The organism is Asanoa ferruginea (assembly GCF_003387075.1).
Classification (GTDB): Bacteria; Actinomycetota; Actinomycetes; order Mycobacteriales; family Micromonosporaceae; genus Asanoa; species Asanoa ferruginea.
In genome coordinates, this window is record NZ_QUMQ01000001.1 from 4,220,066 (window position 1) to 4,245,686 (window position 25,621).

Sequence of the window (25,621 nt, forward strand, 5' to 3'; positions counted from 1 at the left end):
GCGGGGGTACGAGATCCGCGCGCGCCATGCATCGGCGTCGGTCGCGGTGCGTGCCCTGGCTCCGCGTACATTCTGATCGCGATCGATGCCCCGGGTCAAGGTCCCAGTGCGGGTAAGCGAGCACCCCGCAGGTTCGCGGCGGGCGAGCACCGGACACGCGGCGTTCGCGCCGCATGCCTTTGGCCACCGCGGACCTGGCAGGGACGGGCCCCCTACGGCCCGGCCCGGTCTCCGGCGGGAGCGACGGTCCGGACCACCGCGGACCCGGGAAATCGCCCTAGGTCAGTTGGCTTGCTCGGCCAGATTCAGGAACTGGCGCTTCTGGTTGAGGGCCGTCTCGGCCTCGCGGATGCGCTTGGCGTCGCCGGCGTTGCGGGCCCGCTCGAGGCGTTGCTCGGCCTCGGCCACCTGCTCGCGCATCTGGGTCAGCAGCGGGTTGGCCGACGGGTCGGTGCGGCGCCACGCCGAGTCCATCGCGATGCGGACCTTCTCCTCGACCGCGCGCATGCGGCGGTCGAGACCGCCGGCCACCTCGCGCGGGACCCGCCCGGCGTCGTGCCACTGGGCCTGGATGTCGCGGAGCTTTGCCTGCGCCGCGCGCGGGTCGGTGTCGACGTCGATCGCCTCGGCCTCGACGACCAGGGCCTGCTTGCGCTCCTGGTTGCCCTTCTGCTCGGCGTCGCGGGCCGAGAAGACCGTGCTGCGGCTGGTGAAGAACGCGTCCTGCGCGGCCCGGAACCGCTCCCAGAGACGCTGCTCGGCCTCCTTCGACGCGCGGGGTGCGGCCTTCCAGTCGTTCATCAGCTCTTTGAGGCGGGCCGCGGTCGGGCCCCAGTCGGTCGACTCACGCAGCGTCTCGGCCTCGGCGACGAGCTCTTCCTTGACCGTCTGCGCCTGCTTGCGCTGCGAGTCGAGGGTCGCGAAGTGGGCGCCGCGGCGGCGGGTGAAGCCGTCACGGGCGGCCGCGAAGCGCTTCCACAGCTCGCCGTCGGACTTCTTGTCGACGCCGCGGATGGTCTTCCACTCGTCGAGGATCTCCTTGAGCCGGTCGCCGGCCGACTTCCACCCGGTCGACTCGGCCGCGATCTTCTCGGCCTCTTCGACGAGTTGGGTCTTGCGCGCCAGCGCCTCGGCGCGCGCCGTCTCGCGGGCGGCCCGGGCCTCGCCGGCCTTGGCGTCGGCGGTCTCCGAGAGCCGGTCGAGGCGCGCCAGCAGGCCGTCGATGTCGCCGACCACGTGTGCCTCGGGCAGCGAACCGCGGATCCGGCGGATCGTGGTGAGGGAGTGCGACGCGTCGGCCGCGCCGGAGTTCATCCGGGCCTCGACGAGGTCGACCTCGGTGACCACGTCGGCGAACCGCCGGGCGAAGTGGGCCAGGCCCTCCTCGGGCGAGCCGGCCTGCCACGAGCCGACAACCCGCTCTCCGTCGGCCGTCTTGACGTAAACCGTGCCCTCCGCGTCTACGCGTCCGAAGGCCGTCCAGTCGCTCATCTGCCCATCCTCGTTCGTCCGACTCCGTCTGGAATGCAAGGAATGCACCGTTCGAGAGTCGCCATAGCGCAGTATTGTTACCGCTGCATTGTCACAGGTCCTACCCCGTCCGCGTCGAGCGCCTATTGGCGACCGTGACCATACGGAGACCGGGGGCGGAATCACACGGGTCCCGGCGACCGTCCCGATACCGTTATGCGGTGACCCTCGTAGCTGTCGCGGTCTGTCCCCATCCGCCCATGATCGTCCCTGAGGTGGCCGGCGGCGCCGCCGCGGAGCTCGACGACCTGCGGGCGGCCTGCGCAGACGCGGTGACGATGCTGGGCCGGGCCGGTGCGCGGCAGATAGTGGTGTTCGGCGCCGATTCGTCCATGACGTCCTATGACCCGCCGCAGCGCGGCTCGCTCCGGCCGTGGGGCGTCGACCTCGACGTGTCGCTCGGGCCGCACGACCCGCTGGAGAGTCACCAGATGCCGTTGAGCCTGGTGATCGGCGCGTGGCTGTTGCGGCAACACCCGCCACAGCAGCCCGTGATGGTCAACATGCAGGGCATCGCCGGGGACGCGACGCCGGCTCAATGCCGGCATTTCGGCGAATGCTGCGCCCCCGACGGGCCGTGGGCCCTGCTCGTGATGGGTGACGGGTCCGCGTCTCGGGGGATCAAATCACCGGGGTACGACGATCCGCGCGCCCAGCCGTTTGACGACGCGCTGGCTGCGGCGCTGGGTTCGGTCGACCTTTCCGTGCTGCACGGCCTTGACCCTGTCGTCTCCTCCGAACTGGGTGTCGCCGGCCGCCCTGCCTTCCAGGCGGCGGCCGGGGCGGTCGCTGCCGCGGGCGGGGCCTGGTCGGGCGAGCTGTCCTACAACGCGGCGCCGTATGGCGTCGGCTACTTCGTGGCGACCTGGCAGCGCGGGGCGGCCGCATGACGGTCATCGCTGTGGTCGGCCCGACCGCCGCCGGCAAGTCCGCGCTGAGCCTGGCGCTCGCCGAGAAGCTCGACGGCGAGGTGGTCAACGCCGACTCGATGCAGCTCTACCGCGGTCTCGACATCGGCACGGCGAAGCTGTCGGTGGCCGAGCGGCGGGGCATCCCACACCACGTCCTGGACATCTGGCCGGTGACCGAGCCGGCGAGCGTGGCGGAATACCAGCGGCTGGCCCGCGCGGCGATCGACGACATCCTGGCCCGAGGCAAGGTGCCGCTGCTGGTCGGCGGCTCGGGCCTTTATGTGCGGGCAGTGCTGGAAGAATTCGATTTCCCGGGTACGGACGCTGATCTGCGCTTGTCTCTCGAGGCCGAGCTGGCGCTGGTCGGCGCCGTGGCCCTGCACGAGCGGCTGCGGGCGGCCGACCCGGAGGCGGCGGCGCGGATCCTGCCGACCAACGGTCGCCGGATCGTGCGGGCGCTCGAAGTGATCACGCTCACTGGCCAGCCGTTCAAGGCGGCGCTGCCGTCTTCGCCCGTGCCGTTTTATCCGTCTGTGCAAATTGGGGTCGATGTTTCCGGCCCCGTGCTGGATTCGCGGGTGGCTGCGCGGGTCGAATCGATGTGGTCCGCCGGACTGGTCGCGGAGACCTCGTCACTCGTTTCTGTCGGCCTGCGTTCGGGCCGGACCGCTAGCCGGGCCCTGGGCTACCAGCAGGTCCTGGCGTTCCTCGACGGTGTGTGTTCGGAGGCTCAGGCCGCTGAGGAGACGATCCGGGCAACCCGCCGTTTCGTACGCCGCCAGCGCACCTGGTTCCGCCGCGACCCCCGGATCACCTGGCTCGACGGAGCCGACCCCGACCTGGCCACGGCGGCGCTGCGGGCGGTCCACGCGGATAGACCAGGTGCGCCATGATGGTCGGCGTATCTGTTGGGGGGCGGCTTTGAGATGGGGGGCAGTGTGCGTTTCTTCAAGGGCCACGGCACCGGCAACGACTTCGTGATCCTCCCGGACCCAGACGGGGGCCTGGAGCTGACACCGTCGATGGTGGCGGCGCTCTGCGACCGCGGCCGAGGCATCGGAGCCGACGGCGTCCTGCACGTGGTCCGCTCCGCGAAACACCCAGAGGCGGCCGGCCTGGCCGGCGAAGCCGAATGGTTCATGGACTACTGGAACTCAGACGGCTCGATCGCCGAGATGTGCGGCAACGGCGTCCGGGTCTTCGCCCGGTTCCTGGTGGCCGAGGGCTACACCGACTCGGCCAGCTTCCCGATCGCGACCCGCGCGGGGGTGGTCCGGGCGGTCGTCGGCGCGTCCGAGGTCTCGGTCACACTGGCGGCGCCGCGCGTCGGTGCGGGTTCGACCGCCACGCTCGGCGGGCTGACCTTCACCGGGACGTCGGTCGACGTCGGCAACCCGCATCTGGTCTGCTCCGTGCCGTCGGGGATGTCGCTGCGAGACCTCGATCTGACGCATGCACCTGACTACGACGCTGCCGTTTTCCCGACGGGCGTGAATGTCGAGTTCATGGTCCGCGGCGGGACCGAGGCGGCTGCCTTCGGGCACATCGCTGTGGATCGGCGGCCTGGGCCGGATCGCGGTCACATCGCCGTCGACTCGCCGCCTGCGGATCGGCCGGAGTATGGCCACATCGCTGTGGATTCGCCGCCGGCCGATGGGCGCGAGCGGGGTCACATCGCTGTCGACTCGCCTCCGCCTTCGCAGCCTGAGCGGGGACATATCGCCGTTGACTCGCCCACGGAAGGTCGCGAACAAGGCCACATTGCTGTGGACTCGCCTCCGCCTTCGCAGCCTGAGCGTGGTCACATCGCTGTGGACTCGCCTCCGCCCGTGCAGCCCGAGCGTGGTCATATCGCGGTCGATTCGCCGCCGCCTTCGCCGGCGCAGCCTGATCGCGGACACATCGCCGTTGACCGGCGGGGCGGGGAGTTCGGCCACATCGCTGTCGACAAGCGCCCGGTCCCGGTCGGGGTCGACGCGCATGTCGCGATGCGGGTCTACGAGCGAGGGTCGGGCGAGACCCTGTCCTGCGGCTCGGGAGCGATCGCGGTCGCGGCGGTGGCCCTGCGCGAGACAGGCAAGGAGACCGGAGTGGTCGCGGTAGACGTGCTCGGCGGCCGCCTGACGATCACCGTCGACGGCGAGAGCTGCGTGCTGACCGGTCCGGCCGTCCTGGTGGCAACCGGCGAAACCCTGCACATCGGCTGATTCCGCCAACTACCGACGAACCGGGACGGGCACCTGAGAGCCCGTCCCGGCGATAAAGATCACCCAAGATCGGCTCGCACCGCACCGCCTGAGGCGGCCGCCGCTGACCGCAACCAGATGATCAGCTGGCCTTCTCCGAAGCGAGTGGCGGCGTGGTGAGCGTGCTCAGGCCGACGATCAACCACATCCCGAAGGCGAACGGCGGCCCGTCGTAGGGTCGGCGTGCTCAGGCCGACGATCAACCACATCCCGAAGGCCAACGGCGGCCCGTCGTGGGTCGGCGTGCTCAGGTCACGATCAGCGATACCCTGAACGCGAACCGCGGCCGCCCACGGGCGGCGCGCCAAAGCGCAACCCGAGACGAACCTGGCTTCCCCGGCGGGAGCGACGGTCAGTAACCACCGCGAACCCGGGCACGCCTCAAATCAAGATGTCGAAGTGTCGGCTCAGGGCGTCGACGTGTCGGCGACCGCGGGCGCCGCGCCGCTCTGTGCCGCGGCCCGCACCGCCGCCGCGACCGCGACGGCAACCCGCGGGTCGAACACGCTAGGCACGATCACCGTCGGATTGATCTTGTCTTGGCCGACCACGTCGGCAATGGCCTGAGCCGCCGCCAGCGCCATCTCCTCGGTGAAGCCCTCCGCGTGCGCGTCGAGCATCCCGCGGAAAACGCCCGGGAACGCGAGCACGTTGTTGATCTGGTTGGGCTGGTCAGAGCGCCCGGTCGCCACGACAGCCGCGTGCTTGCGGGCCTCGCGCGGGTCGACCTCCGGGTCCGGGTTGGCCAGCGCGAAAACGATCGAGTCCGGCGCCATGGTCGCGATGTCGTCGCCGGTCAGCAGGTTGGGGGCGCTGACGCCGATGAACACGTCGGCGCCGCGCAGCGCACCCTGAAGATCACCCTGGTAGCCGTCGCGGTTCGTGTGTTCGACCAGCCACTGCCACGGCGCCGGGAGGTCCTTGAGGCCCGCGTGCAAGACGCCCGGCCGGTCGTAGGCGATGATGTCGCCGACACCCTGGCGCAGCAGCAACTTCATGATCGCGGTGCCCGCCGCGCCGGCGCCGCTGACCACTACCCGCACGTCTTCGAGGCGCTTGCCCACGACGCGCAGCGCGTTGGTCAGCGCGGCCAGCACGCAGATCGCCGTGCCGTGCTGATCATCATGGAAGACCGGAATGTCCAGCAGGTCCCGCAGCCGCTCCTCGATCTCGAAGCAGCGCGGCGCCGCGATGTCCTCCAGGTTGATCCCGCCGTAGGCGGGCGCGATCGCCTGCACGATGCGCACGATCTCGTCGGTGTCCTGCGTGTCGAGCACGACCGGCCACGCGTCGACGCCGCCGAAACGCTTGAACAGCGCCGCCTTGCCCTCCATCACCGGCAGTGACGCCGCCGGGCCGAGGTTGCCGAGGCCGAGCACCGCCGAACCGTCGCTCACCACGGCCACGGTGTTGCGCTTGATCGTGAGGCGGCGGGCGTCGGCCGGGTTCTCCGCGATCGCGAGGCAGACCCGGGCAACACCCGGCGTGTACGCCCTCGACAGCTCATCCCGGTTGCGCAGCGCGACCTTCGGGGTCACTTCGATCTTGCCGCCGAGGTGGAGCAGGAACGTGCGGTCGCTGACCTTGCGCACGTCAACGCCCTCGAGCGCCTCCAGGGCCTTGACCACCTGGTCGGCGTGGTTGGCGTCGGCGGTGTCACAGGTGAGGTCCACGACGACCGTCGTGGGGTCCGAGTCGACCACGTCGAGGGCGGTGACGATCGCACCCGCCTCGCCGACGCAGGTGGTGAGCCGGCCGATCGACGACGCGTCGGCCATCACCCCGATCCGGATCGTGATCGAAAAGCCGGCACTGGGCAGGCGGGTCGTCGCCACGTGGTCCTCCGTCGTCCTACGGGCGCTGGCCACGACGCCTGCGCCACGCGCATTGTTGCCCACCTTCGAGGAGGTCGGCCAACCGGCTGCGCGATTTATAGATGCGCTCTCGGTGCGGGCGTGTCACGATCGGTGTTCGAGGAGGATTGTTTTGCGCACATTCCACGCTGTGGATGATCAAGCTGACATCGACGCCACCATCGGCGAGCTCGAGCTCGAAGACCGACATGCCCTGCGTCGCGTCGCGGGTCTGTCCACCGAGCTCACCGACATCACCGAGGTCGAATACCGCCAGCTCCGGCTCGAAAGGGTCGTGTTGGTCGGAGTCTGGACCGAGGGCACTTCCACCGACGCCGACAACTCATTGATAGAGCTGGCCGCACTCGCCGAGACGGCCGGATCCCAGGTGCTCGAGGGGCTGATCCAGCGCCGCGGCCGACCCGACCCGGCGACCTTCGTCGGGCGCGGCAAGGTCGACGAACTGCTCGCCGTGGTCACCTCGACCGGCGCCGACACCGTCATCTGCGACGGCGAGCTTTCTCCTTCGCAACTGCGCAACCTGGAGCAGCGGGTCAAGGTCAAGGTCGTCGACCGCACCGCGCTGATCCTCGACATCTTCGCCCAGCACGCGAAGAGCAAAGAGGGCAAGGCGCAGGTCGAGCTGGCTCAGCTCCAATACCTGCTGCCCCGCCTCCGTGGTTGGGGCGAGACGCTGTCCCGGCAGTCCGGTGGTTCCGGGCGGGGCGGCGGCGCGGGTGGCGGCGTCGGCTTGCGTGGTCCCGGTGAGACCAAGCTGGAGACCGACCGCCGCCGGATCAACGTCCGCATTTCCCGCCTGAAGCGGGAGATCAAGGGCCTTCGCGTCGTACGAGCGACAAAGCGCGCCAGGCGCAACCGCAACGGCGTGCCGGCCGTGGCGATCGCCGGCTACACCAACGCCGGCAAGTCGAGCCTGCTCAACCGGTTGACCGGTGCTGGGGTGCTGGTGGAGGACGCGCTGTTCGCCACCCTCGACCCGACCACCCGGCGGGCCCGGGCGGCCGACGGCCGGGTCTACACCCTGTCCGACACGGTCGGTTTCGTCCGCCACCTGCCACACCAGATCGTCGAGGCGTTCCGCTCGACGCTGGAGGAGGTCGCCGAGGCCGATGTCCTGGTGCACGTCGTCGACGGCGCGCACCCCGACCCCGAGGAGCAGGTCCGCGCGGTCCACGAGGTACTGGCCGAGGTCGGCGCCGAGAGCGTGCCGGAGCTGCTCGTCGTCAACAAGATCGACAGCGCCGACGAGGAAACCCTGCTGCGGCTCAAGCGGTCGTGGCCCGACGCGGTCTTCGTGTCGGCCCGCTCCGGCCGCGGCATCGACGACCTGCGCGCGGCGGTCGAGGCCCACCTGCCCCGGCCCGCTGTCGAGCTACGCGTAGTGGTGCCTTACGACCGCGGTGAGCTGGTTGCCCGGTTGCACCGCCGGGCCAAGGTGCTGAGCACCGCCCACATCGCCGAGGGCACCGCGCTGCACGTCCGAGTCGATCAGGCGCTGGCGGCCGAGTTGGCGCCCTACTTGTCGGCGTAAGACGGAGATCACGAGGGGGAGGCGCGCACCCAGGGCGACGTGCGACACTGGCCCGATGCCGCGCGCTTCCTCTTCGATCACGGTCGTCCTGGGCGTGGTCGCAGCGGCGCTCGGTGCCGGATTTGGCACCGCATGGGCCGCTCCATCCCCCTCTGCCGGCGCCTCCGCCGGTGCTGTGGCGCCCGTGCAGGGCAAAAAGGTCTGCACGATCACCGACGACAAGCTGGTCGAGCTGTCCGGCCTGGTCGCGACCAAGACAGGCTTCGTTGTCATCAACGACAGCAGCGACGAGTCGAGTCGGGAAAAGGTCTTCTATCTCGACAAGAAGTGCAAGGTCGTCGACTCGATCGCCTACAGCGGCGGTGGCCCGCGCGACACCGAAGACCTGGCCCTGTCGCCCGACGGCAAGACGCTGTGGATCGCCGACACAGGCAACAACATCACGAGCAGTGAGCAGCGCTCCAGCATCGTGTTGTGGAGCCTCCCGCTCGACCACAGCAAGAAGCCGACGCTGCACCGCTTCGTCTACCCCGACGACAAGCCCCGCGACGCCGAGGCCCTGGTCCTTTCCGGCACCGGCGCCGGCACCCCAGTGGTGATCACCAAGTCGACCGGCGCAGCCGAGCTCTTCACCCCCGCAGCCGCGATCAAGACCGACAACGCGACCGGCGTGAAGATGAAGAAGGTCGGCGACCTCACCCTCCCGAAGACCGACACGCCCAACCTCCTGGGCGCACCCGGCCGGGTCACGGTGACGGGCGCGGCCCGCTCGTTCGACGGCAAGCGGGTGGTCATCCGCACCTACGCCGACGCCTTCGAGTGGGACGTCGCCGACGGCGGCGACATCGTGGCAGCGGTCACCGGCGGCACGAAACCGCGGATCACCGGCCTGACCGACCCGTTCGGCGAGGCGATCTCCTACACGACCGACAACAAGCAGTTCGTCACCGTCTCCGATGGCGGCCAACTCGGCGAAGACGAAGAGATCCAGATCCTGAGCTACCCGCCGGCAGTGGCGGCAGCGCCGACCGAGGGCCCCGCCTCCGGCACGGCCGCGGGCACCGGCGGCTCGTGGACCAAGAACCTCACCATCGGCGACATCACCACGTTGATCGCCGCGGTCGGCGTGGTCGGCCTGATCCTGGTCGCCGCCGGCGTCGCCGGCATCATCGTGGCCCGCAAGAAGCGTGCGGCAACCGCGGCGGCAGATCCCGGCACCGGCGGCGTCGCGAAGGTCGGCCGGCAAGTAGCACCCGAGCAGGCGACCTGGGACCAGGACGCGTCCGGCAACGTCTACGGCGGCGGCCCGGCCCCGACCGGCGGCGGTGTCTATGGTGGAGCGCCGGCTCCGGCCGGCGGCGGCGTCTACGGCGGCGGAGGCGCGCCTCCCGGCCCGCAGCGTGGCGGCGGTGTCTATGGCGGTGGCGGTGCTCCGGCTCCGGGTTCTGGTCCTGGTCCTGGTCCTGGTCCGCAGCGTGGTGGCGGTGTCTACGGAGGTGGCGGTGCGCCCGCCCCGCCGCCGCCCGGCTATGGCGATGGCGGCGGATACGGCCCGCCTCAGCAGGGCGATCCTCGCCAGCGCGGCAATGGCTACGGCCGGCAGCGGAGTGCGCCGGATGACTATGGCTACTCGGGGTCCGGGCAGACCTATGGTCAGCAGGGGCAGGGCGGCTACCCCAACGACGATGGCCACGGCTACGTCGGCTCGGGTTACCACCCGGACTACCGCGGCTGAGCTTTCCTTCCAGCCGGCCCTCTCGGGGGCAGGTCGCTCTCCGGCACAGTGTCGCGGCGGGCTCGTTGACGTAGGCCTTGTATCGGGGCGCGCGTCTGGCGGCCTTCGCGTCATGGGCCGCCGCGGGTTTCCACGCGAACTTTTGCGATGCCCAGCCGGGCGGTTTGCGGGCGGCTCTCGTGATGCGGCCGCAGCGCGGTTTGCGGGCAGGCTCTTGTGATGCCGTGCAGGGCGGCTCGCGCGCGGGCTTTTGACGCGGTCAGGCGGTTTGCGGGCGGGCTCTCGTGATGCGGCGCAGGGCGGTTGGCGCGGGGGCTTTTTGACGCGGCGCCAGGCGCGCTTCCCGGGCGGGCTCTTGTGATGCGGCGCAGGGCGGTTCGCGCGCAGGCTTTTTGACGCGGCGCCAGGCGCGCTTCCCGGGCGGGCTCTTGTGATGCGGCGCAGGGCGGTTCGCGCGCAGGCTTTGCGACGCGGCGCCAGGCGCGCTTCCCGGGCCGGGTCTCATGATCATGTGCGTATGCGCTGAATCCCAGATGGGCTGCATTTGGTCAGACGCGATTGCACGCCGGTCGCCGGTCGCCGGACCCGTGGCCGGCGCGTCACGTGGCTCGGCGCGGGGGCCGTTGGGCCGGATGCGATCGCGACGGGTGCGTGCCGTTGAGGGATGTTGCGGGGCCCGCCGGTTGGTGGCGGCAGGCCCCGACTCGGTCTTCAGATCCGGCGGAGGACCGCCACGACGCGGCCCATGATGGTGGCCTCGTCGCCGTTGATCGGGTCGAACGCGGGGTTGCGCGGCATCAGCCAGACGTGGCCGTCGCGGCGCTGGAAGGTCTTGACCGTTGCCTCGCCGTCGAGCATCGCCGCCACGATCTCGCCGTTGTTGGCCGTCGGCTGCTGCCGGACGACGACCCAGTCGCCGTCGCAGATGGCGGCCTCGAGCATCGAGTCGCCCTTGACGTGGAGCATGAAGACGTCGCCCTCGCCGACGAGCTCGCGGGGGAGGGGGAAGACGTCCTCCACGGCCTGCTCGGCAAGGATCGGCCCACCGGCGGCGATGGCACCCAGCATCGGCACGTAGGCCGGTGCCGGCCGCTGCGCCCGCGCGGTCTCCTCGTCGACCAGGTCGGCCGGTTGGCGCACGTCGACGGCGCGGGGGCGGTTGGGGTCCCGCCGCAGGAAGCCCTTACGTTCGAGCTCCTTGAGCTGGTAGGCGACGCTTGACGGCGACACCAGCCCGACCGCCTCGCCGATCTCGCGCACGCTGGGTGGGTATCCATAGCGCTCCACCCAGTCACGGATGAATTCGAGGATTCGTCGCTGCCGGGCGGTCAGCTCGGCGGCGGTCACATCGGGGAAGCTGCTCACAACCGGTGCCACGGCTCTGACCTCGGACGTGGTCGCGCGTGCCCGGGCTGCGCCCCGCTTGCGCGCACTTGGCGACGCGGCTTCGGACGCGATTCTCTGCGGTTGGTGCTGCCGGCTCGCCCGGTCGTCGGTCGACACGTCCGTCCTCCCTGGTCGGCTGTGATGCCCTAATTCGCGGTTGGGGTGACCATGACCGTATCGGTGGGTTGAGACAGTTTCAAACATCTGTACGACATCCGCGTCCGGCGTGTCGCGCGTTTGGGGTCGACATCCGAACGCCTGTTCTGATAAACCATCGTACGTCCGTACTATCGAACTGGCGTTCGATCTTGGGGGTCGGGATGAGCGTGGTCAGCATTTCGGGCCATGTGGCAGGCGGTCTACGAAGGCTGGCGGTGAGCCGCGCACCGGCTCGACCAAGGCCCAGGCTCCGCCTGACCCGCCGCGGTCGGCTGGTGCTGGTCGCCCTGTTCCTGGCGATGGTGGGCGGCGTGGCCGCGCTCCTGTCGCCGGCGTCCCAGGCTGCCGATCCCGCGAGTCCACCCGCGGTGGCCGTCGTCCAACCGGGCGACACGTTGTGGTCCGTCGCGGCCCGGCACCGGCCGAGCGTGGTGCCGTTCGCGGTGATCGACGAGATCCGCCGCCTGAACCACCTTGACGGCTACACGGTTTACGCCGGGCAGGAGCTGATCCTGCCTTCCGACTGAGCTGTAACCGTGGGCCACTGCGCTTCGCGCTGTAACCGTGGGCCGCTGCGCTCCGCCGGCGATGGGTGCGGCCGCGCTGCGCTCCGCCGGCGATGGGTGCGGCCGCGCTGCGGCCGGGTGGTCCGTGCCGGTGGGCTGATCAGGTCGGGCTAGCGGTGCTGGGCAAACGGACCACGTGGGTTGGGCGGCCCGACCACCCGGAGCTGCGCCCGGTCGGCACCCGCGGAGCGCCAGCAGGCCGGCTCCGGCGGTGTGCCAGCGGTCAGCGGGCACCTCCACCGCAAGGCCGGTTGGGCCAGTGCCGAGCCCGTCAGCGAACACCGGCCGCGATGGCGCCCGACCCCGGTGGCGGCATCCGGTCCTGGTTCCGGCCACCGACACGCCGCGGCCCAGATCATGTCCGGGTCGCGCGGCCGCTGACAGCCATCCGCGTGGCTGTGCGTCGATGTGTTGGCGCCGAGTCGACGGGCGTTCGGTCGCCGGGTCCGAGCTGCGGTTCCGGGGTCGTGTGGCGGGTCACAGGAGTCACTCGAATCACGCTGGGACAGAAACGTGGCAGTGGCGACACGCCCGCTCAGCTTGACCCAGCGACGTGGGCCGCCTACGGTCGAACCCCTAGATGTAGTAGTTACAGGTATGTAAGTTGTCCACAGGTAGGGGTAGACTCGGCAGAGTTACCCACACCTTTCCCACAAGTTGTGCACAGCGGTGTCCACCGGTGGTGGTTGGCCGTTGTCCAGAGGCGTGTGCGGAAACGGCGGCGGGAGTGGCGCGATCAGCGCCGCCAAAACTGTCACAGGGGCCCACTAGCGTGGCCCGCAGGATCAGTCCAGGAGAGGAGGGTCGGCGATGCGTTGTCCTTACTGCCGACACCCCGACTCGCGGGTCGTCGACTCGCGCGAGGCCGATGACGGCCAGCTGATCCGGCGGCGCCGGTCATGCCCCGAGTGCGGCAAGCGGTTCACCACCGTCGAGGAAGCCGTGCTCGCCGTGGTCAAGCGCAGTGGGGTCACCGAGCCGTTCAGCCGCACCAAGATCGTGACTGGCGTGCGTAAGGCGTGCCAGGGGCGGCCGGTCGACGAGGATTCCATCGCGCTGCTGGCACAGAAGGTCGAGGAGACCGTCCGCGCGAAGGGGGCCGCCGAGGTCCCGAGCCACGATGTGGGGCTCGCCATCCTCGGCCCGCTGCGCGACCTAGACGAGGTTGCCTACCTGCGCTTCGCGAGCGTTTACCGCTCGTTCGAGTCATTGAGCGACTTCGAAACCGAGATCGAGACGCTGCGCGCTGCCGCCGCCGCGCGACTCGAGGGCACCGCGGCTGCGGTTGTCAACGCGGAAACGCGTACCAAGTAGAGCTTTTGAATGTGTTCGTAAACGAGGGGGCAGGTGACATGGCGGGCGACGTGGCCGCTGGCAAGAGTCGAGCGCGGGCCGTGGGGGCGACCGGGCTCAAGGTCGAGCGGGTGTGGACGACCGAGGGTGTCCACCCTTACGACGAGGTGGCGTGGGAACGCCGCGACGTGGTGATGACCAACTGGCGTGACGGCTCGATCAACTTCGAGCAGCGTGGCGTCGAGTTCCCTGAGTCGTGGAGCGTCAACGCGGCCAACATCGTGACCACCAAATACTTCCGGGGCGCCGTCGGCACCTCGGAGCGGGAGTGGTCGCTCAAGCAGCTCATCGACCGGGTCGTGAAGACCTACCGCAAGGCGGGCGAGGACAACGGCTATTTCGGCAGTTCGGCCGACGCCGAGGTGTTCGAGCACGAGCTGACCTACATGCTTCTGCACCAGGTGTTCAGCTTCAACTCGCCGGTCTGGTTCAACGTCGGCACGCCGTCGCCGCAGCAGGTCAGCGCGTGTTTCATCCTCGCCGTCGACGACTCGATGGACTCGATCCTCGATTGGTATAAGGAGGAGGGGCTGATCTTCAAGGGCGGCTCCGGCTCCGGGGTCAACCTGTCGCGGATCCGCTCGTCCAAGGAGCTGCTGTCCTCGGGCGGCACCGCGTCCGGGCCGGTCAGCTTCATGCGCGGCGCCGACGCGTCGGCCGGCACGATCAAGTCCGGTGGCGCCACCCGGCGTGCCGCGAAGATGGTCATCCTCGACGTCGACCACCCCGATGTCGAAGAGTTCGTGCAGACCAAGGCCCGTGAGGAAAACAAGATCCGGGCGCTGCGCGACGCCGGTTTCGACATGGACCTGGGCGGCGCCGACATCGTCAGCGTGCAATACCAGAACGCCAACAACTCGGTTCGGGTGACCGACGAGTTCATGGGCGCTGTGGAGGCCAACGGTCCGTTCGACCTGCGTGGGCGGCTCGACGGCTCGGTGATCGAGACGGTCGACGCGTCGAAGCTGTTCCGCACGATCGCGACGGCCGCGTGGGAGTGCGCCGACCCCGGTCTGCAATACGACGACACGATCAACGACTGGCACACCTGCCCGGAGACCGGCCGGATCACCGCGTCCAACCCGTGCTCCGAATACCTGCACCTCGACAACTCGTCGTGCAACCTGGCGTCGCTCAACCTCATGAAGTTCCTCCGCGCCGACGGTGGCTTCGAGGTGGAGAAGTTCGTCAAGTCGGTCGAGTTCGTGATCACCGCAATGGACATCTCGATCTGCTTCGCCGACTTCCCGACCGAGAAGATCGGTGAGACCACCCGGGCCTACCGGCAGCTCGGCATCGGCTACGCCAACCTGGGCGCGCTGCTGATGGCGTCCGGCCTGCCCTACGACTCCGACGGTGGGCGTTCGCTCGCCGGCGCGATCACGTCGCTGATGACCGGCACCGCCTACCGGCGTTCGGCCGAGATGGCCGCCGTGGTCGGCGCCTACGAGGGCTACGCACGCAACGCCGAGCCGCACAAGCGGGTCATGCGCAAGCACGCCGCCGCCAGCGACGACATCAAGGCACCGAGCGCGGTCGCGACCGCGATCTCCCGTGAGGCGTCTAAGCAGTGGCAGCAGGGCCTCAAGATCGGTGAGAAGTCGGGCTGGCGCAACGCGCAGGCCTCGGTGCTCGCACCGACCGGCACCATAGGCCTGATGATGGATTGCGACACCACCGGCGTCGAGCCTGACCTGGCCCTGGTCAAGTTCAAGAAGCTGGTCGGCGGCGGCTCCATGCAGATCGTCAACCAGACGGTCCCGCGGGCGCTGCGCAGCCTCGGCTACCCCGAGGAGCAGGTCGAGGCGATCGTCGAGCACATCGCCGACCACGGCCACGTCGTCGACGCGCCGGGCCTCAAGCCCGAGCACTACGCGGTGTTCGACTGCGCGATGGGCGAGCGGTCGATCGCGCCGATGGGCCACGTGCGGATGATGGCGGCCGTCCAGCCGTTCATCTCCGGCGCGATCTCCAAGACGGTCAACATGCCGGAGTCGGCGACCGTCGAAGACGTCGAGAAGATCTACTTCGAGGGCTGGAAGCTCGGCCTCAAGGCGCTCGCGATCTACCGCGACAACTGCAAGGTCGGCCAGCCGCTGTCGGCGGCCAAGCCCAACAAGGCCAAGGCCGAGGCGCCCGTCGAGGTGGAGAAGGCCGCGGAGAAGACGGTCGAGAAGGTCGTCGAATACCGCCCGGTCCGCAAGCGCCTGCCGAAGAAGCGCCCGTCGGAGACGGTGTCGTTCTCTGTCGGCGGTGCCGAGGGCTACCTGACCGCGTCGTCCTACCCCGACGACGGCCTCGGTGAGGTCTTCCTCAAGATGTCGAAGCAGGGCTCGACCCTGGCCGGCGTCATGGACGCGTTCTCGGTGGCGATCTCCATCGGCCTGCAATACGGCGTGCCGCTGGAGACCTTCGTCGGCAAGTTCACCAACATGCGGTTCGAGCCCGCCGGCATGACCGACGACCCCGACATCCGCATGGCCGCGTCGGTGATGGACTACATCTTCCGCCGCCTGGCGCTCGACTTCCTGCCCTACGAGCGACGGGCCGAGCTCGGCATCTTCACCGCCAAGGAGAGGGCCGCCCAGCTCCGCGCCGAGGCAGAGGCCGAGGCCGCGGCGGTCGACCTGACCCAGATGGCGTCATCGGCGCCGATCGAGGCGAAGCCGGCCGAAGAGAAGACGGAAGCGACCGACGAGAAGGCCGAGCCGGCGAAGGCCACGGCCGACATCCCGGTCCAGATCGCGGCGCCGTCGCCGCGGGTCGGTTCGTCGACCGAGCTGCTCGAGGCCGTGATCGGCCGATCGGCCGACGCGCCGCTCTGCTTCACCTGCGGCACGAAGATGCGCCCGGCCGGCAGCTGCTACGTGTGTGAAGGCTGCGGCTCGACCTCCGGCTGCAGCTGACCTCAAGCAGAAAGAATGTCCCCCGGACGCGAGTAGTCCGGGGGACATTCCCATGCGTGAGCCGCTACGGCTTGCCCAACTGGTGCCAGTCGGTCTCGGTCATGTCGACGTCGAAGTGTTTGGCCGCCTTCTTCAGGTTCGCGAACGCCTGGTCGCGTTCCTTGTCGGTGACGTCCTTGACCTGGTCGAAGCGCGCGATCGCGTTCCGCACGTGGTCGGCGTCGGTCAGCGGCTCCTTGCGCTTGTCGGGGAACGCGTAAACGGTGTCCGGGAGGCTGCGCTTCTCGCCGCTCGACAGGGTTCCTTCGTCGCCCTCGTTGACGGGCTTCCAAGTGGTCTCCATAGTTCGACCGTTACCCAGCCCACCAGCGGCTATGCGGCGCAGGCGGTCCAGTCGACGAAGACCCGATCCGGACATTGAGGGTCGATCCGGGCGGCGAACGCCAGGCCGTCCTGCGCGCGGCCGAGGGCCGGCTCGGCGATCGGGCCCAGATACATCGCCGGGTACGGCGGCCCGCCGTCGACCCGGCGCACCGACATCAGCACCTCGAGCACCGGCTCCCGGTCGACGAACGCCCCCGTCTCGCGCAGGTCGAACGGCTGGGCCTGCCCCGGCACCCCGGTCTGGGCGAGCTCGGCCAGGTCTTCGCGCAAGGATTGGTGCGCGGGCTGCTGCGTCGTGGTCATGCCGGTGGCGCCCTCTCGTCGTACGGATGATGCCTCTTGGGATATAACCGGCGAGGGCCGTTAAGGCAGCGGACGACAGGTCCGATAGGTCCGATAGGGTACGGGTGGTGACATGACGGCAGCCGACGGTGAGCGTGAACAGCGTCCGCTGGATCAACCGCACGTGAGCCGGATGCCCGCCGACGTCACCTATCGGGCGGAGATCTTGACCGCCCACAATGGCGCGCTGGCCGCCGGTTCGGCCGGATATCTCGACCCGCGTACGGGCCTGTTCGTCCTTTCGGCCGGGTTCCTCGCGGCGCGCGGCACCTGTTGCGGCCGGGGCTGCCGGCACTGTCCGTACGTGAAATAAGGTTCGCGCCATGACTCGGTACGTCGTCATCGGGGCCGGCATCGTCGGGCTGGCCACCGCGCACCGGATCACCCTCGATCACCCCGACGCGTCGGTCACCGTGATCGACAAGGAGCCGCGGGTCGCCGCGCACCAGACCGGGCACAACTCGGGCGTGATCCACGCGGGGGTCTACTACAAGCCGGGCAGTCTCAAGGCGCGGCTGTGCGCGGCCGGCCGGGCGTCCATGGTCGACTTCTGCGCCACGCACGGCATCGCGCACGAGATCTGCGGCAAGCTGATCGTCGCCGCCGACGAGTCCGAGGTGCCCCGCCTGCACGCGCTGCACGAGCGGGCGGTCGCCAACGGCCTCCCGGCCCGGCTGGTCGGCGCTGCCGAGGCCAAGGAGTTCGAGCCCGAGATCCGTTGCGTCGCGGCGCTGCGGGTCGAGTCGACCGGGATCGTCGACTTCACCGCCGTCTGCACGACGCTCGCCGACCTGGCCGAGAAGGCCGGCGCCACGCTGCGCCTCGGCACCAAGGTCACCGGGATCACGGCGCGCGGCGGCGAGCAGGTCGTGCACACCGGGTCGGGCGACGTGGTGGCCGACGTGCTGATCAACTGCGCCGGCCTGCACGCCGACCGGGTCGCGCGCCTCGCGGGCGTCGAGCCGCCGGCCCGAATCGTACCCTTTAGGGGTGAATATTTTGAATTGACGCCAGAGCGGCGGGGACTGGTTCGGGGCCTGATCTACCCGGTTCCCGACCCGCAGTTCCCGTTCCTCGGCGTCCACCTGACCCGCATGATCGACGGCACCGTCCACGCCGGACCCAACGCGGTGCTCGCGCTGGCCCGCGAGGGCTACCGTTGGAGCAAGATCAACCCCAGGGACGTCGGAGACCTCATCGGGTACGCCGGTCTGTGGCGCCTCGCCCGCAAGCACTACCGCTACGGGCTGACCGAGGTACGCCGCTCGCTGAGCCGCCGCCTCTTCGCCGAGAGCCTGGCCCGCCTCGTGCCCGCGGTCACCGAGGCCGACCTGGTCCCGGCCGGCGCCGGCGTGCGCGCCCAGGCCATCGCCCGCGACGGCGGCCTGGTCGACGACTTCCTGATCGTCGCCCGCGACCGCCAGGTGCACGTGCTCAACGCACCGTCGCCCGCCGCGACCAGTTCCCTGGAAATCGCGAAGCACATCGTCGCCCAACTCCCGACCTGACCGACGGACAACCCGGACTTCCGCGCCGCCCGATGACGTCGTATCTTTTCGGGCGGTGCACTCCCGTGCTGACCAGCTAGTCGATCGAGGAGTTGTTGTGGTCCTGCTGCCTAGCCGCCACAGCGACCCGGCCCTGGCCGCCAGACCGTCCAGTGTGGCCGCTCGGCTGGTCTGCCTGGGCGCGGCCGTGACGCTGGTCGGTGCCGCCGCGGGCTGCGCCGACGACCCGCCGCCGGAGCGGATCAGGACGCCCGTCGAGATCAGCTACCCGGCCGCGGAGGCCGGCGGGGCGTGCGTGTTCTTCGACTACGAGACGATCAAGAAGACGATCGGCGCCGAGTTCGACGTCGCCGCCGCGAGTCAGAGTGGGCAGACCACGACGTGCGTGGTGCAGGCGGAGCAGGCCGACCTGCCCGACCTCACCCTGACGATCAGCAAGACCAGCGCGGACGCCGACGTCTTCAAGTCGGACGTGGTTCCCGACAAGGGCGCGACCGCGATCAAGGGGCTCGGGCTGGCCGCCTATCAGGCTCCGGTCGCCGCGGCCAAAGACGCCGGCGCCGGGCTCGAGATCTGCTGGCTCACCAAGGACAAGCGCCTCATGTCGCTGCGCTTCACCGGCGCGCTGGACGCGCCCGCGCCGCCCAAGGCCCTGGCCGGCAAGCTGGTCACCCTCGCCAAAGAGGTCGAAACAGTCAAGCCGCCCAAGAAGCCCTGACGCGGCGAGGCCGCGACCAGGCCGCCTGAGGAGGGTCCTTGACACTGGGCGGCGGCAAGCGAGCCGCCATAGGGAGGGCCTTGCCGCTCGAGGGCGGCGATCGGGGCGCCTAGGAAGGGGCCCGCCGCCGCGCGACGGCGATCAAGCCGCGTTGAAGGGCGCCCGCCGCCGGGCGGCGGCGATCAAGCCGCGTTGGAAGGGGCCCGCCGCCGCGCGACGGCGATGAAGCCGCGTTGGAAGGGGCCCGCCGCCGGGCGGCGGCGATCAAGCCGCGTTGGAAGGGGCCCGCCGCCGGGCGGCGGCGATGAAGCCGCGTTGGAAGGGGCCCGCCGCCGGGCGGCGGCGATCAAGCCGCGTTGGAAGGGGCCCGCCGCCGGGCGGCGGCGATCAAGCCGCGTTGGAAGGGCCCTGCCACCGGGCGGCGGCGATCAAGCCGCGTTGGAAGGGGCCCGCCGCCGGGCGGCGGCGATCAAGCCGCGTTGGAAGGGCCCTGCCACCGGGCGGCGGCGATCAAGCCGCGTTGAAGGGGCCTGCCGCTGGCTGGCGGCGGTCAAGCCGCCTAACGATGGCCCCCGACCGCCGGCGGGGAAAGCCCCCACGGCGGTGTGGCTCAGTGTGCGGCGACGAAGACCCGGGAGGCGACCTCGCGGGGGAGGCGGACCTGGTCACCCGAACGGTCGATCATCACGCCGTCACGCTCCTGGGCGACCGTGACGGTCGCGCCGGGGTCGACGCCGGCGGCGTGCAGCTGGCGGAGGACATCAGAGTCGGTCTGCACGCTCTCGCAGATGCGCCGGACTATGACCTGGCCGGTGAGCCCCGGGAACGCCAGGTTGCGCTCCTTGTGGTCGAAGCCGTCGAGCTCGGTCGGGAGGTCGCCGAGGGCGTCGAGGCCGGGGATCGGGTTGCCGTAGGGGGACCGGGTCGGGCGGTTGAGCAGGTCGTAGACCTTCTGCTCGACCGCGTCGCTCATCACGTGCTCCCAGCGACAGGCCTCTTCGTGTGCCTCTTCGTAGGGCATGCCGATCACGTTGACCAGGAGCAGCTCAGCGAGCCGGTGCTTGCGCATCACGGACACCGCCTGCTCGCGACCCATGCTGGTCAGGTGCAGGTGGCGGTCGCCCTCGACGGTCAGCAGGCCGTCGCGCTCCATGCGGGCAACGGTCTGGCTGACCGTGGGGCCGCTCTGGTGCAGGCGCTCGGCGATCCGGGCGCGAAGCGCCGGCACACCTTCCTCTTCCAACTCGAGGATGGTGCGCAAATACATCTCGGTCGTGTCGACAAGGTGATTCACGGCAGAAGGCCCTCCTAGCTGTCGATATTACCTCGCCACGCCGACGGCCCCGACGCCGCGAACGGTGCGGAGCGGGTGTTGACTGGAGCGCGTGGTTTCCGCCGATGATCTCACGATCGATCCCGACGAGTTGCTGTCGCACCTGGCCGGCACAACGATCCTCGACGCCCGCTGGACGCTCGGCGGCCCACCCGGACGCGATGAGTATCTCGCGGGTCACATCCCGGGCGCGTCGTACATCGACCTCGACACGGAATTAGCCGGCAAACCCGGGCAGAACGGGCGCCACCCGCTCCCGGACCCGGCCGCCCTCCAAATGGTGCTGCGGGACAAGGGCGTGACCGGCGGTCGCCCGGTCGTGGTCTACGACGCCGGCGAGGGCCACGCCGCGGCCCGGGCCTGGTGGATCCTGCGCTGGGCCGGCCACCGCGACACCCGGATCCTCGATGGCGGCATCGCCGCCTGGGTCGCGCACGGCCACCCGGTGACCCGCGAAACGCCCGACGTGACGAAAGGTGAGATACACGTCAAGCCGGGCAGCCTGCCGAGCATCACCGCCGACGAAGCGGCCGAAATCGCCCATGATGGTGTGCTGATCGACGCCCGGGTCAGGCCGCGCTACCGCGGCGAGTTCGAGCCCGTCGACCCGGCGGCCGGTCACATCCCCGGCGCCGTCAACCGCCCGACCGTCCTCAACACCCACGACCACGGCCGGCTGCGACCGGCCGACGACCTGCGCACCGAGTTCGCCAACCTCGGCGTCCTGGCGGGCGTGCCGGTCGGCGCCTACTGCGGCTCCGGCGTCACCGCCGCGCACACCGTGCTGGCCCTGCACCGCGCCGGGCGTACCGACGCCGCTCTTTATGTTGGCTCCTGGAGTGACTGGGTGACCGACCCCACGCGACCGGTGGCGACCGGAGATTAGCCGCGCCGCGTGGCACGATGGCGCCATGCCGGACGGCGCCGTGGTGGTGTGGGACGAAGATCTGCTCGCCTATGACATGGGTGATCATCCGCTCGATCCGGTCCGGGTCGAGTTGACCATCGCGCTGGCTCGCGAGCTAGGCGTCCTCGACCGGCCCGGCGTGCGGATCGTCAAGCCCACGCCGGCCGACGACGCGGCCCTGACCCGGGTGCACCGGGCCGACTACCTCGACGCCGTGCGGGCGGCACCCCATGATCCTTTCTTCAAGGGGTACGGGTTCGGCACGCCGGACAATCCGGTCTTCGACCACATGCACGACGCATCGGCCCTGATCGCCGGCGCCACGATCGCGGCAGCCGAAGCGGTCTGGCGCGGCGAGGCGCGACACGCCGTCAACATCGCCGGCGGGCTGCACCACGCGATGCCCGGCCGGGCGTCCGGATTCTGCGTCTACAACGACCCCGCGGTGGCGATCGCCCGCCTGTTGGACCAGGGCGCCGAGCGCATCGCGTACGTCGATATCGATGTCCACCACGGCGACGGCGTCCAGGCGATCTTCTACGACGACCCGCGGGTGTTGACGATCTCGCTGCACGAGTCGCCGCTCGCGCTGTTCCCCGGCACCGGCTTTCCCGACGAGACCGGCGGCCCGGGCGCCGAGGGGAGCGCCGTCAACATCGCCCTCCCGGCGGGCACCGGCGACACGGGCTGGCTACGCGCGTTCCACGCCGTCGTGCCGAGCGTGCTGCGCGCGTTCCGCCCGCAACTGCTGTTCAGCCAGTGCGGCGCCGACAGCCACCGGCTCGACCCGCTGGCTGACCTGCGCCTGTCCGTCGATGGCCAGCGCGCCGCACACCTCGCGATGCGCGACCTGGCCGAGGAACTGTGCGAGGGCCGCTGGGTGGCGACCGGCGGCGGCGGGTACGCGCTGGTCGAGGTCGTCCCGCGGACCTGGACCCACCTGCTGGCCACCGCCACGGGCGAGCCACTCGACCCGCTGACCCCGACGCCGGCCGGCTGGCGCGCGCTGGCGGCGGCCCGGATGCCGGGCCGGCCCATCCCGCTGCGGCTGACCGACGACGGCGACACCACGTTCCAGCCCTGGCAGCCGGGCAGCGAAGACGCGGTCGACCGGGCGGTCACCCAGACCCGCTCCGCGGTGTTCCCGCTGCTGGGCCTGGACCCGCTCGACCCCCGGGACTGAGCTAGATCAAGATGGGCAAGGCGATCGGACACTGACCGCGGCCGCCATATGGTGGGTGCGGGAGACCGAGTCAACCGGAGCCGACGTGACCGACAAAGCCGCCGAGCGGTCGGCGGACGTCCTGCTGAGTGACGGCACCACTGTCCACGTGCGACAGATGCAGCCGGAGGACGGGCCGGCTGTGGTGGCGACGCACTCGCGATTCTCCGAGCGGACCCGGTATCTGCGCTTCTTCTCGCCGTACCCCCGGATCCCCGAACGCGACCTGCAGCGCTTCGTCAACGTCGACCACCGCGACAGGGAAGCGTTCGTGGTCGAGATCGGCGGCCGGCTCGTCGCGATCGGCCGCTACGACCGCCTCGGCCCGGACGCGGGCGACGCCGAGGTGGCGTTCGTGGTCGAAGACGCCTACCAGGGCCGCGGCATCGGCCCGCTGCTGATGGAATACCTGGCCGCCGCCGCGCGCGATGTCGGCATCACCCGGTTCGTCGCCGAGGTGCTGCCGGCAAACGCGACCATGCTGCGGGTTTTCGGAGATTTCGGGTACGAGGTGGAGCGCCGCTACGCCGACGGCGTCGTACACCTGGAGTTCCCGATCGCACCGACGGAGAGTTCGCTCGAGGTGCAGTGGCGGCGGGAGCACCGCACCGAGGCGCGGTCGATCGCCCGGCTGCTCACACCGCGCGGCGTCGCCGTCTACGGCGCGAGCGCCAGCGGCCACGGCGTCGGCGCGGCTGTGCTCGGCCATCTGCGCGACGGCGGTTTCGCGGGAGCGGTCGTGCCGGTCCACCCGAGCGCGCCGCGGGTCGGCGGGCTGCCCGCCGTCACCGCGGCCCGCAACGCCGGCACGCCGCTGGACCTGGCCGTGGTCGCCGTGCCACCCGACCGGATCGCGTCGGTCGTCGACGACGCGGCGGCGGCCGGAATGCACGCGCTCGTCGTGGTCAGCGCGGGCTTCGCCGAGACCGGCCCGGCCGGCGCCGCCGCGCAGGCCGAGCTGATCCGCCGGGCCCACGCAGGCGGGATGCGCGTAGTCGGCCCGAACTGCCTGGGCATCGCCAACACCGACCCGGCCGTGCGGCTCAACGCCACATTGGCACCGCGCCTGCCGGCGCCGGGCCGGGTCGGCTTCTTCAGCCAGTCGGGCGCGCTCGGTGTGGCGCTGCTCGCCGAGGCCGACCGGCGCGGCCTGGGCCTGTCGAGCTTCGTCTCGGCCGGCAACCGGGCCGACGTCTCGGGCAACGACCTGCTCCAATACTGGCGCGACGACCCCAGCACCGACGTGATCCTGCTCTACCTGGAGTCGTTCGGAAACCCGCGAAAGTTCGCCCGCCTGGCCCGCGGCATCGGCCGCGGCAAGCCGATCGTCGCGGTCGCGTCGTCGGCCCGCCCACCGGGCAGCACCGAGCGCGGCCCCGACCCGGCCGCGGTCCGCGCGCTGTTCTCCCGCTCCGGCGTGATCCGCGTCGACACCGTAGGTGAGCTGTTCGACGTTGGGGCCCTGCTGTCCTTCCAGCCGCTGCCCGGCGGCCGCCGGGTCGGCATCGTCGGCAACTCGCCGGCGCTCACGACCCTGGCCCGCGACGCCTGCTCCGCCAACGGCCTGCGGGTCGCCGAGGGCTACCCGCGCGACGTGGGCCCGGTGGCGGGCGCGCACGAGTTCGGCGACGTACTGGCTTCGGCCGCCGTCGACCCCGCCGTCGACGCTCTGGTCGTGGTGCTGGCCCCGCCGCTGCCGGGTCAACTGGTGGCCGACGACGCCGACTTCACGGCGACGATCGCGAGCGTGGCGCTGGCCGGCGACAAGCCGGTCGTGGTGACGTCTCTTGTGGAGCGGGTGGGGCCCGGCATTCCGGCCTACCCCTCGGTCGAGGAGGCGGCCCGCGCGCTGGGCCGGGTCGCGGGCTACGCCGAGTGGCGGCGGGAGCCGCGCGGCGTGATCCCGCCGCTGTCCGGTGTGGACATGGACCGGGCGTCGGTGGCGACGGACCCGGGAGAGTTGCTTGCCGCGTATGGGATCCGGCTGGTCCCCGACGCCCTGGTCGACGCGGGCGCGGCGGCTGTTGTGGCGGCGGCCGAGCTTGGCTTGCCGGTCGCGCTCAAGGCCGCGGGGCCGTCGTTGCGGCACCGCATCGACCTGGGCGCGGTCCGCCTCAACCTGCGCGACGGTGATGCGGTCCGGCTCGCCTACGAGGAACTGGCCGGTGCGTTCGGCCCGCAGGTGCTGGTGCAGCCGATGGTGCCGGCTGGGGTGGCCTGTGTGATCGAGATGCTCGAAGATCCGGAGTTCGGTCCGGTGGTTGGGTTCGGGCTCGGCGGGGTCGCCACGGAGTTGCTGGGCGACCGCGCCTGGCGTGCCGCGCCGCTCAGCGATAGGGGTGCGTCGGCCCTCGTCGACGAGCCGCGGGCGGCGCCGCTGCTGCACGGCTATCGCGGCGCGGCAGCGGTCGATCGCGGCGCGTTGGTCGATCTTCTTCTGCGGGTTGGGCGCCTTGCCGACGAGCAGCCTCGGGTGCGGTCGTTGTCGCTGAATCCGGTGCTCGCCCGCCCCGACGGGCTGTCGGTCCTCCACGCCACGGTGACCTTCGGCGATCCCGGCACCCGCCCCGACACCGGCCCCAGACACATCTGACGGCGCCCTCGGCCTGCCGGCAACGGTCTGCCGGTCCGCGGCGCTGCGGTTCATCGGCCCTGAGGCCCGTCAGTCGCTACAAGTCTGAGGCGCGTCGGCGTTCCAGCGGCCCGTCGGCCTTGCGGCCCTTCGGCCTGTCGGCCTTGCGGCCTGTCGGCCTTGCGGCCTGTCGGCCTTGCGGCCTGTCGGCCTTGCGGCCTGTCGGCCTTGCGGCCTGTCGGCCTTGCGGCCTGTCGGCCTTGCGGCCTGTCGGCCTTGCGGCCTGTCGGCCTTGCGGCCTGTCGGCCTTGCGGCCTGTCGGCCTTGCGGCCTGTCGGCCTTGCGGCCTGTCGGCCTTGCGGCCTGTCGGCCTTGCGGCCTGTCGGCCTTGCGGCCTGTCGGCCTTGCGGTCCTTCCGTCTTGGGGCCTGGAGCTCGC

19 protein-coding genes and 2 pseudogenes are annotated in these 25,621 nt (G+C 70.7%); 15 read left to right on the forward strand and 6 right to left on the reverse strand.

The features are described from left to right. Positions 1-282: 282 nt before the first annotated feature. Entirely contained in the window at positions 283-1,491 is a 1,209-nt protein-coding gene (locus DFJ67_RS19800; RefSeq protein ID WP_116069350.1) for a DUF349 domain-containing protein, read from the reverse strand. Between the two features lie 200 nt (positions 1,492-1,691). On the opposite strand from DFJ67_RS19800, the gene DFJ67_RS19805 reads away from it, so the two are divergent. The 4 genes and pseudogenes from DFJ67_RS19805 to DFJ67_RS43840 form a co-directional block, all read left to right on the forward strand. Continuing rightward, the gene (locus DFJ67_RS19805) at positions 1,692-2,420 is read left to right on the forward strand and encodes a class III extradiol ring-cleavage dioxygenase family protein (protein ID WP_116069351.1); all 729 of its coding nucleotides are present in this window, start codon (positions 1,692-1,694) and stop codon (positions 2,418-2,420) included. After that, positions 2,336-3,334 (forward strand): tRNA (adenosine(37)-N6)-dimethylallyltransferase MiaA, encoded by a 999-nt coding sequence (gene miaA / locus DFJ67_RS19810; protein ID WP_409362989.1) that lies wholly within the window; start codon positions 2,336-2,338, stop codon positions 3,332-3,334. The genes DFJ67_RS19805 and miaA overlap by 85 nt, the downstream gene beginning before the upstream one ends. Positions 3,335-3,367: 33 nt before the next feature. Further along, positions 3,368-3,940 (forward strand): annotated as a pseudogene (dapF, locus tag DFJ67_RS43835) (diaminopimelate epimerase); the annotation flags it as partial. Positions 3,941-4,408: 468 nt separating this feature from the next. Further along, positions 4,409-4,648: pseudogene (locus DFJ67_RS43840) on the forward strand (diaminopimelate epimerase); the annotation flags it as partial. Between the two features lie 446 nt (positions 4,649-5,094). On the opposite strand, the gene DFJ67_RS19820 reads toward DFJ67_RS43840, so the two are convergent. After that, positions 5,095-6,522: an NAD-dependent malic enzyme gene (locus DFJ67_RS19820; protein ID WP_116069353.1), complete on the reverse strand. Its 1,428-nt coding sequence runs from the start codon at positions 6,520-6,522 to the stop codon at positions 5,095-5,097. Between the two features lie 169 nt (positions 6,523-6,691). On the opposite strand from DFJ67_RS19820, the gene hflX reads away from it, so the two are divergent. Beyond that, positions 6,692-8,092: a GTPase HflX gene (gene hflX / locus DFJ67_RS19825; protein ID WP_239097586.1), complete on the forward strand. Its 1,401-nt coding sequence runs from the start codon at positions 6,692-6,694 to the stop codon at positions 8,090-8,092. 184 nt (positions 8,093-8,276) lie between these two features. After that, complete coding sequence (locus tag DFJ67_RS42785; protein ID WP_170215913.1) at positions 8,277-9,827, forward strand: hypothetical protein; 1,551 nt, start codon at positions 8,277-8,279, stop codon at positions 9,825-9,827. A 711-nt stretch (positions 9,828-10,538) separates the two neighbouring features. Here the strand turns inward: DFJ67_RS42785 and lexA are convergent. Then, positions 10,539-11,330, reverse strand: a complete 792-nt coding sequence (gene lexA, locus DFJ67_RS19830) for a transcriptional repressor LexA (RefSeq protein WP_239097587.1) — start codon at positions 11,328-11,330, stop codon at positions 10,539-10,541. A gap of 317 nt (positions 11,331-11,647) precedes the next feature. On the opposite strand from lexA, the gene DFJ67_RS19835 reads away from it, so the two are divergent. The 3 genes from DFJ67_RS19835 (at position 11,648) to DFJ67_RS19845 (ending at position 16,197) form a co-directional block, all read left to right on the forward strand. Then, complete coding sequence (locus DFJ67_RS19835; RefSeq protein ID WP_239097588.1) at positions 11,648-11,899, forward strand: LysM peptidoglycan-binding domain-containing protein; 252 nt, start codon at positions 11,648-11,650, stop codon at positions 11,897-11,899. Between the two features lie 849 nt (positions 11,900-12,748). Then, positions 12,749-13,252 carry a transcriptional regulator NrdR gene (gene nrdR / locus DFJ67_RS19840; protein ID WP_116069356.1) on the forward strand — a complete coding sequence of 168 codons (504 nt, stop codon included), beginning with the start codon at positions 12,749-12,751 and terminating at the stop codon, positions 13,250-13,252. Between the two features lie 38 nt (positions 13,253-13,290). Beyond that, entirely contained in the window at positions 13,291-16,197 is a 2,907-nt protein-coding gene (locus tag DFJ67_RS19845; protein WP_116069357.1) for a vitamin B12-dependent ribonucleotide reductase, read from the forward strand. Positions 16,198-16,261: 64 nt separating this feature from the next. Here DFJ67_RS19845 and DFJ67_RS19850 read toward each other — a convergent pair whose 3' ends face one another. Next, on the reverse strand, positions 16,262-16,540 hold the full coding sequence (locus tag DFJ67_RS19850) for a DUF6582 domain-containing protein (RefSeq protein WP_116069358.1): 279 nt from the start codon (positions 16,538-16,540) through the stop codon (positions 16,262-16,264). Positions 16,541-16,569: 29 nt separating this feature from the next. After that, on the reverse strand, positions 16,570-16,884 hold the full coding sequence (locus DFJ67_RS19855; RefSeq protein ID WP_116069359.1) for a hypothetical protein: 315 nt from the start codon (positions 16,882-16,884) through the stop codon (positions 16,570-16,572). A gap of 112 nt (positions 16,885-16,996) precedes the next feature. On the opposite strand from DFJ67_RS19855, the gene DFJ67_RS19860 reads away from it, so the two are divergent. The 3 genes from DFJ67_RS19860 (at position 16,997) to DFJ67_RS19870 (ending at position 19,149) form a co-directional block, all read left to right on the forward strand. After that, positions 16,997-17,236, forward strand: a complete 240-nt coding sequence (locus tag DFJ67_RS19860; RefSeq protein WP_116069360.1) for a C1orf53 family protein — start codon at positions 16,997-16,999, stop codon at positions 17,234-17,236. Positions 17,237-17,246: 10 nt separating this feature from the next. Further along, on the forward strand, positions 17,247-18,431 hold the full coding sequence (gene lhgO, locus DFJ67_RS19865; RefSeq protein ID WP_116069361.1) for an L-2-hydroxyglutarate oxidase: 1,185 nt from the start codon (positions 17,247-17,249) through the stop codon (positions 18,429-18,431). 97 nt (positions 18,432-18,528) lie between these two features. After that, positions 18,529-19,149 (forward strand): hypothetical protein, encoded by a 621-nt coding sequence (locus DFJ67_RS19870; protein WP_116069362.1) that lies wholly within the window; start codon positions 18,529-18,531, stop codon positions 19,147-19,149. 610 nt (positions 19,150-19,759) lie between these two features. On the opposite strand, the gene DFJ67_RS19875 is transcribed toward DFJ67_RS19870, so the two are convergent. Then, positions 19,760-20,443, reverse strand: coding sequence for an iron-dependent transcriptional repressor DtxR (locus tag DFJ67_RS19875; protein ID WP_116069363.1), 684 nt, complete (start codon positions 20,441-20,443; stop codon positions 19,760-19,762). A gap of 91 nt (positions 20,444-20,534) precedes the next feature. On the opposite strand from DFJ67_RS19875, the gene DFJ67_RS19880 reads away from it, so the two are divergent. The 3 genes from DFJ67_RS19880 (at position 20,535) to DFJ67_RS19890 (ending at position 25,204) form a co-directional block, all read left to right on the forward strand. Continuing rightward, positions 20,535-21,368 carry a sulfurtransferase gene (locus tag DFJ67_RS19880; protein ID WP_116069364.1) on the forward strand — a complete coding sequence of 278 codons (834 nt, stop codon included), beginning with the start codon at positions 20,535-20,537 and terminating at the stop codon, positions 21,366-21,368. A 25-nt stretch (positions 21,369-21,393) separates the two neighbouring features. Beyond that, the gene (locus DFJ67_RS19885) at positions 21,394-22,572 is read left to right on the forward strand and encodes an acetoin utilization protein AcuC (protein WP_116069365.1); all 1,179 of its coding nucleotides are present in this window, start codon (positions 21,394-21,396) and stop codon (positions 22,570-22,572) included. Between the two features lie 157 nt (positions 22,573-22,729). Next, the gene (locus DFJ67_RS19890; protein ID WP_116076435.1) at positions 22,730-25,204 is read left to right on the forward strand and encodes a bifunctional acetate--CoA ligase family protein/GNAT family N-acetyltransferase; all 2,475 of its coding nucleotides are present in this window, start codon (positions 22,730-22,732) and stop codon (positions 25,202-25,204) included. Positions 25,205-25,621 lie beyond the last annotated feature (417 nt).